This is a genomic window from Burkholderia sp. Ac-20379, from assembly GCF_017104645.1.
GTDB lineage: Bacteria > Pseudomonadota > Gammaproteobacteria > Burkholderiales > Burkholderiaceae > Burkholderia.
Map to the genome: position 1 here is coordinate 1 of NZ_JAAGPF010000402.1, position 5,954 is coordinate 5,954.

The window sequence follows — 5,954 nt, forward strand, 5'->3', positions numbered from 1 at the left end:
TCCGACGCCGGCGAACGGCGCCCCGGCGTTGGCCGTGCGCGCCGACAGCGCCGACCCGGCGCAGGTGGACGCGCTGTTCGCCGCGATCGACCGCACGTTCGGCCACCTCGACGTGCTGGTCAACAACGCCGCGATCATCGCGCGGCAAGCGCCGCTGGTCGAACTGGGTTTCGAGCGGATGCAGCGGATCTTCGCCGTCAATGCGATCGGGCCGATGCTCTGCGCGCAGCACGCGATCCGCCGCATGTCGCAGCGCCACGGCGGCCGGGGCGGCGCCGTGATCAACGTGTCGTCGGCGTCGGCGCGTCTGGGCAGCCCGAACGAATACGTCGATTACGCCGCCTCGAAGGGCGCGCTCGAAACGTTCACGACGGGGTTTGCGAAGGAAGTGGCGCGCGACGGGATCCGCGTGAACTGCGTGCGGCCGGGGCATATCTACACGGAGATGCACGCCAGCGGCGGGGAGCCGGGGCGCGTGGACCGCGTCAAGGATTCGATTCCGATGGGACGCGGCGGTCAGGCCGAGGAAGTGGCCCGCGCGATTCTGTGGCTGGCGGGCGGCGAGGCGTCGTTCATCACGGGCACGTTCCTCGACGTGACGGGCGGCAAGTAGGCGGGCCGGGCCGCGCGCGTCAGGCCATCTCGACGCGGTTGCGGCCCGATTGCTTCGCGCGGTACAGCGCGCGATCGGCGCGGCGCATCAGCGCCTCGACGTCGTCCTCGCCCGTCTCGCGCGCCACCACGCCGATGCTGACCGTGAAGGGAATGGGCTGGAGCCGCCACGGATGCTCGAAATCCTGGCGCTCGAAGCACTGGCGCAACTGATCGGCCACCTGGTGCGCGCGATCGGCGTCCGCGCCCGGCAGCGCCGCCACGAACTCCTCGCCGCCCCAGCGCGCGAACACGTTCGGCTCGTGCGTCATCGACGCGCCCACTTGCGCCAGCACGCGCAGCACCTCGTCGCCGGCGTCGTGACCGTGGCTGTCGTTGATATCCTTGAAGAAATCGATGTCGAGGATGAATACCGACAGCGCTTCGTCGCTGCCCAGCACGCTCTCCACGAACTCCATGAAGCCACGCCGGTTCGGCAGGCCCGTCAGCGCATCGGTGGTGGCCTGCTGTTTCAGCAATTCCATCTGCAGCGCGCGATCGGTAATGTCGCGCACCACGGCGGTGAATTCGGTCGCGCCGTTGACGTCGATGCGCGACAACGCGATTTCCACCGGAATAATCGAGCCGTTGCGGTGCTGGCCGAATACGCTATTGCTGCCATCCATGCGCGGCGGCGTATTGTGGCGCACGGCCGGCTGATAACTGTCGGCGAATCGCTGCACGCGCGCCGGATGCTCGGCGCGATATTTTTCGGGTAATAACGTTTCGATCGGGCGGCCGATTATCTCGGCGGCCGAATAACCGAACATGTTTTCCGCGGCGCGATTGAACAGCGTGATATTGCGCTCGTGATCGATCGTCACGATGGCGTCGTAGGCGGAATTGACCACCGCGCGATAACGCGCGGTCTTGACGTCGGTTTCCTGATTCGGCGGCAATTTGGTGGCGACGTCGAAACCCGTCACCATCACTTCGCGCACGATGGCCTTGCCGCCCTGCAGATGCCGCACCGGCTCCAGCGACAGGCGCCAGACCTCGGTATCGGCGCGGAAATCGTGGCTCCAGGCCATTTGCGGCGATTCGCCGGCGCCGAAACACACGAGCAATTGCTCGCGAAAATCGCGCAGCGCGAAATCGGCGGCCAGCACGTCGAGCGGAATCGGAAAGGCGGGCATATCCTCGCCCGTCACGCCCATCATTTCGAAGAAATGGTGATTGGCAGCCGTCACCACGAGCGCGCGATGCATATCGCGTCCGATCGTGGCCACACAGATGGCAATGCCGTCCATGAACGGGACCGGCGTATTGGGCCAATCGGACATGATCTAACCTTACAAAATCCCTATTTCACATCGACTTCGGCCGTGCTTTGAAACCCGCCGTGCCGTGCCCACCCCGCATCGTATCGATTGTCCGGTGGGACGGCTGATTATAAACACAGCAAGTGAATTTTCCCGGCAACTCGAATTAATCTGGTTCGCACTGTTGCGGCGCGGCACATCGGGAAAACGCGAGGAAACGAAACGCCGCCGCCCGGCCGGGGCGCGGCGCGGGCGGCGGGCGCGGTGGGCGGCCGGGATCGGCGAAACCGATATCCGGCGTCGCCCAGGCGGGAGGCTTACTGCGCCGGCGCGGCGGCCGGGGTGGCGAGCGGCTGGCCCTTGGCCACCACATGCACGGTCACGAGCTCGACCGGCGCGGCGCCGTCGTTTCGCGCGCTGTGCACGCGGCCGGTTTCGACGATGAAGCCCTTGCCGGCCGGCACCTGCTCGGTGGGCTTGCCGTCGACGAGCAGCGTCAGCACGCCCGATTCCACATAGCTGATTTCGTCGCCCGGATGGGTGTGCCAGCCGAGCTTGCCGCCCGGCACGATCGTCACGTGCGAGATCACGGCTTCGCGCCCCGGCACCGATACATCGCCCTTCAGCACCTCGGTGCGCGTCACGCCCGCGGTTTGCGCCAGACACGCCGACGCGATCCCCGCCAGCATCGCGCCGGCCATCCATTTCCGCATTGCTTTCATGTTTTCACCTTTTGATTCGAATGGGTCGACACGCGTGTTTCAATCGGCCAGCAGTTTGGCCACATAGGATTTCCAGGCTTCCGGATGCGTTTGCGTCAGGTGCCCATAGCCATGATTCGATTCCGGCACCTCGACGTAACTGCCGTGCGGCACGAGCGGCACGTAGCGCTGCATCACGCCGAGATCGGTGGCGTTCAGCAGGTCGTCGTCGAAGTTCACGGCGAGCAGGCGCGCGCGGATCTTGCCGAGATCGGGCGTGGGGTCGTAATCGCGCGACGATTCGAACCAGTACAGCACGTCGTTCGCGTCGCTCTTTCGCGCGCGCTCGACCTGCGCGTCGTAGAGCGCCGTGGCGGCCTGCCGGTCGGGCGCTTCTTCCTGCATGCGCGCCGGGTTCACCGTCATCAGCGCGAAGATCGGCATCATGCGCAGCCATTGCGTCGGCTCCGTCCGGTAAGCGCCGCCCTGCCAGCCCGGATCGTTGCGGATCGCGCCGATCACCATCTGCCGCCACAGCCAGTTGCGCCCGGCGATCGGGATCGGCTGGCTGACCACCGGCATCAGCGCGTCGGCCATCTCCGGATAGCGCTCGCCCCACATCCAGGTCTGCATGCCGCCCATCGACACGCCGAGCACCAGCCGCAGATGCGTCACGTGCAGCCCGTCCACCAGCATCCGGTGATTGGCCTCCACCACGTCGGCGTAGCCGTAATGCGGGAACGCCGCGCCCATGCCGTCGCTCGGCTTGCTGGAGCCGCCGCGGCCCAGGCCGTCGGGAATCACCACGAAATAGCGGCGCGCGTCGAGCGGCTGGCCCGGCGCGTACAGTTCGCGGCGCATCGACGGCGTCAGGAATTCCTGGCTGGTGGCCGTGGTGCCGTGCATCAGCAGCACGGCGTTGTCGATGCGGCCCGACGCGTCGCGGTGCGGCGTGCCGATCGTCACGTAGTGGATCTTCACGTCCGGCAGGACGGTGCCGTCGGAGAACGCGAAATCGCGCGCGACGAAATCGCCGGCCTGTTCGGGGATGGCCGGCGCGGCCGCATGGGCTGGGTTGGCCGGATCGTCTGGATTGGCGGCATCGGCCGCCTGCGCCGTGCCGAGGAAGCCTGCACCGGCGGCCAGCGCGCCGAGCGCGAGGCCGCAGAGTCTCGTTTTGAACATTTTTTATCCGTGTGAACTGTCGATCCGATAGCAACGGGATGACGAATGGTTGAACCCGGCCCGGCGCGCATCGGATCATGCCGAAGCGGCCGCGCCGGGTTCAACGATAGGCGTGCGGATTCCGCCCGAATGGGAGGGAAATGCTCTGGAACAGGACAATCCTGCGCAGATGGGAGGCGGCGGATTCCATGAGGAATCCGCACGAAAGGCGGATGAAAGACGGGCGACGGGTGCCGCCCCGGCGGCGCATGCGCCCGAATCAGCGCCCGGCTTTCAAATGACTCAGAATCGTTTCGCGCTCGGCCTTCAGCACGTGATCGTCGTCGTCGGCGCCGCGCGCGTAGCGGCGCTGGGTACGATACGAAAACACTTTCCGGTATTGATGGATCGCCGGATCGAACGTCCAGCCATCCACGCCGAACACATGCCGGCCGAAGTGATCCTCGCCGTCGCCCCAGATGAAATCGGCACGGACGAACACCGGATACGGCGAGACATCCGGCACGTTCCACATCGCGCGGTCGGCGACGTCGGTGGCGGTCACCTCGGGCATCAGGTTCTCGATCTTGCCGTCGGCGGTGTAGCGCAGCACCGCCACGCGTTCGAGCATGCCGCTGCCGCCGCCCGAGAACATGCCCGAGAAGAACACCCACGAGCCGCCGCCGGCCAGCGGCAGGCGCTCCGAGCGCGGCTCGAGCGCGAACTGGTAGCGATCCTTCGCGTCGCCCGGAATCGGGCTCGACGGCATCTCGAAGCAGCGGGTTTTCTCGGGAAGCACGCACAGCGTCGCGCCCGAAAGCGGCATGTCGTTGGCGTCGGTCCGGCCTTCCTTCTGGGCGAAACGCGGGAACGCGGTTTCGGCCGACCAGGCGGGCGCACTCGCGATCGCAACGGAAATGGCCGCAAGGCTCAGGCATGCGCCGAATAGGCGGGAAAGCAATGTCATAGTGATATCGATAATCGAATGTCGAAAGCCGTTTCGGCTCATTTCAATTCGCTGTCCTTGCAGTTCGATTCCAGATCGCCGTCGAAATATTCGTAGAGATGCACGAGCAGTTTATTGTCGCCGGCGCGGCGCCCGAGATAATGCACGCCCTCGGCGGAGGCGCAGGTCGAGAAATTCAGGTGCGAGCCGTCGGCCAGCACGGCTTGCGGATGTGCGCCCTGCTTGACCATCTTCACGTTGCCGGCAATGCCGAACCCGGAGCTGTCGGCCGACAGCGCGCCGCTCGTCGTCAGCGCATAGGCCGTGACCGGGCGGTCGCGCAGGCTGTCGAGCACTTGGCGGCCCGCATGCTTGGCCGGGCCGGCGATCTCGCCGCAACACTGAACGTTGCCCGAATCGTCGTCGCTCAGCACCTGAACGCGCGTGCCTTTCGGCAAGGCGGGATTGACGGAGTAATACACGCCGCTTTCCACCACGCCGACTTGCTGCGCTTCGGCAATGCCGGAAAACAGGAGAATCGCAATCGAAAACCAGGCTCGTTGAATGGACATGAATGGCGGCTCGTCGAGATTATTCGGGAGAATCATGTTTTACGCGGCGCGATTATCGACGATTCATCTGCCGATGTCGATTCAACCGGATGGTTCGATCGGATTCGACCTGAGTTGCAACCCGCCGTGCGTCGCGGAAAATCCGTGCACAATACGCCCCATGCAAACGCCCGACCTCGAACGCCTCGTCACGCTGACCATGCCCTTCGGCAAATACAAAGGCCGGCTGCTCGCCGACCTGCCCGGGCATTACCTGAACTGGTTCGCCCGCGAGGGCTTTCCGCCCGGCGAGATCGGCCGGCTGCTCGCGCTGATGCAGGAAATCGATCACAACGGGTTGAAAAGCCTGCTCGATCCGTTGCGCAAGCCGCCGGGTTAAGCGGCCCCCCCAAGCCGCCACATCAAGCCGCGGCCAACATCCCCGCCGCCGCCCCCGCCACCACCTCGCGCAACCACGCATGCGCCCGGTCCCCCTCGTAGCGCCCGTGCCATGACGCCACCACCGGCAACCTCGACACCGGCACCGGCATCGGCCGCGTCACCAGCCCGAGCGAGCCGGCCAGCGCGGCGCAGCCGTGCGCCGGCACCGCCACCAGCAGATCCGACGCCGCGGCCATGCACAGCGCCGCGGCCGCCGTGGGCGCCGACGCCACCACCT

The 5,954-nt window shown here is 66.1% G+C and carries 7 protein-coding genes and 1 pseudogene; 2 read left to right on the plus strand and 6 right to left on the minus strand.

Features of this window, described 5'->3' with window-relative positions; all coding sequences use genetic code 11:
• On the plus strand, positions 1–613 hold a 613-nt coding region (locus G3N92_RS29925), incomplete at its 5' end, for an SDR family oxidoreductase (protein ID WP_206131174.1).
• Between the two features lie 19 nt (positions 614–632).
• Here G3N92_RS29925 and G3N92_RS29930 read toward each other — a convergent pair.
• From G3N92_RS29930 to G3N92_RS29950, 5 genes are all read right to left on the minus strand, one after another.
• A complete protein-coding gene (locus G3N92_RS29930; protein ID WP_206131175.1) occupies positions 633–1,934 on the minus strand; it encodes a diguanylate cyclase in 1,302 nt (433 codons plus the stop codon).
• 296 nt (positions 1,935–2,230) lie between these two features.
• The gene (locus tag G3N92_RS29935; RefSeq protein ID WP_206131176.1) at positions 2,231–2,635 is read right to left on the minus strand and encodes a cupin domain-containing protein; all 405 of its coding nucleotides are present in this window, start codon (positions 2,633–2,635) and stop codon (positions 2,231–2,233) included.
• Between the two features lie 39 nt (positions 2,636–2,674).
• Positions 2,675–3,799 carry an alpha/beta fold hydrolase gene (locus tag G3N92_RS29940; RefSeq protein WP_206131177.1) on the minus strand — a complete coding sequence of 375 codons (1,125 nt, stop codon included), beginning with the start codon at positions 3,797–3,799 and terminating at the stop codon, positions 2,675–2,677.
• A 259-nt stretch (positions 3,800–4,058) separates the two neighbouring features.
• On the minus strand, positions 4,059–4,745 hold the full coding sequence (locus G3N92_RS29945; protein WP_206131178.1) for a hypothetical protein: 687 nt from the start codon (positions 4,743–4,745) through the stop codon (positions 4,059–4,061).
• 38 nt (positions 4,746–4,783) lie between these two features.
• Complete coding sequence (locus tag G3N92_RS29950; RefSeq protein ID WP_206131179.1) at positions 4,784–5,296, minus strand: hypothetical protein; 513 nt, start codon at positions 5,294–5,296, stop codon at positions 4,784–4,786.
• A 160-nt stretch (positions 5,297–5,456) separates the two neighbouring features.
• Between G3N92_RS29950 and G3N92_RS29955 the strand changes: the two genes are divergently transcribed.
• The gene (locus G3N92_RS29955) at positions 5,457–5,675 is read left to right on the plus strand and encodes a DUF3820 family protein (protein ID WP_206131180.1); all 219 of its coding nucleotides are present in this window, start codon (positions 5,457–5,459) and stop codon (positions 5,673–5,675) included.
• A gap of 22 nt (positions 5,676–5,697) precedes the next feature.
• Here G3N92_RS29955 and G3N92_RS29960 read toward each other — a convergent pair.
• Positions 5,698–5,954: pseudogene (locus G3N92_RS29960) on the minus strand (hypothetical protein); the annotation flags it as partial.

Bases quoted from the DNA above. Each gene is read 5' to 3' on its own strand.
- G3N92_RS29945 (WP_206131178.1), bottom strand. From the start codon at position 4,745: ATGACATTGCTTTCCCGCCTATTCGGCGCATGCCTGAGCCTTGCGGCC.
- G3N92_RS29940 (WP_206131177.1), bottom strand. From the start codon at position 3,799: ATGTTCAAAACGAGACTCTGCGGCCTCGCGCTCGGCGCGCTGGCCGCC.
- G3N92_RS29950 (WP_206131179.1), bottom strand. From the start codon at position 5,296: ATGTCCATTCAACGAGCCTGGTTTTCGATTGCGATTCTCCTGTTTTCC.
- G3N92_RS29935 (WP_206131176.1), bottom strand. From the start codon at position 2,635: ATGAAAGCAATGCGGAAATGGATGGCCGGCGCGATGCTGGCGGGGATC.
- G3N92_RS29930 (WP_206131175.1), bottom strand. From the start codon at position 1,934: ATGTCCGATTGGCCCAATACGCCGGTCCCGTTCATGGACGGCATTGCC.
- G3N92_RS29955 (WP_206131180.1), top strand. From the start codon at position 5,457: ATGCAAACGCCCGACCTCGAACGCCTCGTCACGCTGACCATGCCCTTC.